Source organism: Streptosporangium subroseum, from assembly GCF_900188345.1.
Lineage (GTDB): Bacteria > Actinomycetota > Actinomycetes > Streptosporangiales > Streptosporangiaceae > Streptosporangium > Streptosporangium subroseum.
Window position 1 is genome coordinate 1 of the sequence record NZ_FZOD01000160.1, and the last position, 1,742, is coordinate 1,742.

General features: G+C 63.7%; 2 protein-coding genes. Both read left to right on the forward strand.

Annotated features, from left to right (window positions below):
- Positions 1 to 609 (forward strand): LVIVD repeat-containing protein (locus CHC08_RS47785; RefSeq protein ID WP_476718292.1); only part of this gene is annotated, 609 nt, incomplete at its 5' end.
- 190 nt (positions 610 to 799) lie between these two features.
- Positions 800 to 1,742, forward strand: a 943-nt coding sequence (locus CHC08_RS47790) for an LVIVD repeat-containing protein (RefSeq protein ID WP_089213959.1), incomplete at its 3' end; no start/stop codon positions are given.

Sequence of the window (1,742 nt, forward strand, 5' to 3'; positions counted from 1 at the left end):
GCGTTCTGGCACTCGGCGACGTTCAACAACGAGGGCACCAAGGTCATCTTCACCGACGAGCTCGGTGGCGGCGGCGCGGCCACCTGCAACGAGGCGATCGGCCCGAACCGCGGCGCCAACGGCTACTACGACATCAAGCGCGGCCAGCTCTCGTTCAAGGGCTACTTCAAGATCCCGCGTCACCAGGCCGACACGGAGAACTGTGTCGCGCACAACGGCTCGCTGATCCCGGTCAAGGGCAAGGACATCATGGTCCAGGCCTGGTACCAGGGCGGCCTGTCGGTCGTGGACTTCACCGACTCCTCCAAGGCCAAGGAGATCGCGTTCTTCGAGCGCGGCCCCGACAGCACCGCCTCCCCGCTGAGCGGTGGCTTCTGGTCGGCCTACTACTACAACGGTTACATCTACGCCAGCGACTTCAACCTCGGTCTCGACGTCATCAAGATCAACGATCGACGTACGGACGAGGCCAAGAAGGTCAAGTACGACGGCCTCAACACGCAGACCCAGGCCTCCTACCGTGAGGGTGGTCGCGACGACCACGACGGTCACGGCGACGACGACCACGGTGACCACGGCGGTCACGGTGGCGGCCACGGCGGCCACTGACAGTCTTTGAGGGCGGCGGGGACCTTGGTCCCCGCCGCCCTCAAAACCATAAACTGTAAACTTTTCTGACGTCATAGTAAAGACGTCAGAATATGCACTTCTTATGGCATGGCGGGTCTAGTGCACTCGGCTGTCAGGGCGGACAATCTGCATATTTGAATATGCATACTGTCCGCCAGGAGGTGCTCGAATGTTCGCTTCCCGAAGGATCGGCCGGACGTTGGTCGTGGCGACAGCCGCCGTCGCGACGCTGATGTCCACGATGTCCGCCCAGGCCGCCGACATCCCGCCGCCCGGTCAGATCGTCACCAGTCCGAACGTCTCGCACGTGACGAACGTTCCCAAGCCCGCCGGGCTGGAGACCACGATCAACACCGACATCGCCTTCCAGGGCGACTATGCCTACGTGGGCAACTACGGCGGTTTCTCGATCTACGACATCAGGGACCCGAAGCGGACCAAGGTCGTCAGCAGCGTCGTCTGTCCCGGCTCCCAGATGGACGTGGCCGTCTACGAAGACCTTCTGTTCACCGCGGTCGACAACTCCCGCAGCGACGACTCCTGCACCAGCGTCGCCCAGCCCGCGACGGTCAAGGAGTCGTGGGAGGGCGTCCGGATCTTCGATGTCAGTGACAAGAAGAATCCGAAGTACATCAAGTCGGTCGAGACCAACTGTGGCTCGCACACCCTGACGATGGTCCCCGGCAAGGGCAAGGACCGGCGCAGCGTCTACCTCTACGTCTCCTCCTACAACCCGAACGTCACGTTCCCCGACTGCCTGCCGCCGCACGACAAGATCTCGGTCATCAAGGTGCCGCTGCGCAAGCCGACGGAGGCTGCGGTTGTCAGTGCCCCGGTCGTCTTCCCCGACGGCGGCAACGAGACCCAGCCGGGCCTGCTGCTGCCGACCAGCGGCTGTCACGACATCACCGTCTACGCGGAGAAGGACATCGCGGCCGGGGCCTGCATGGGTGACGGCGTGCTCTTCGACATCTCCGACCGGGAGAACCCCGTGATCACCGCGCGGGTCACGGATCCGAACTTCGCGTTCTGGCACTCGGCGACGTTCAACAACGAGGGCACCAAGGTCATCTTCACCGACGAGCTCGGTGGCGGCGGCGCGGCCACCTGCA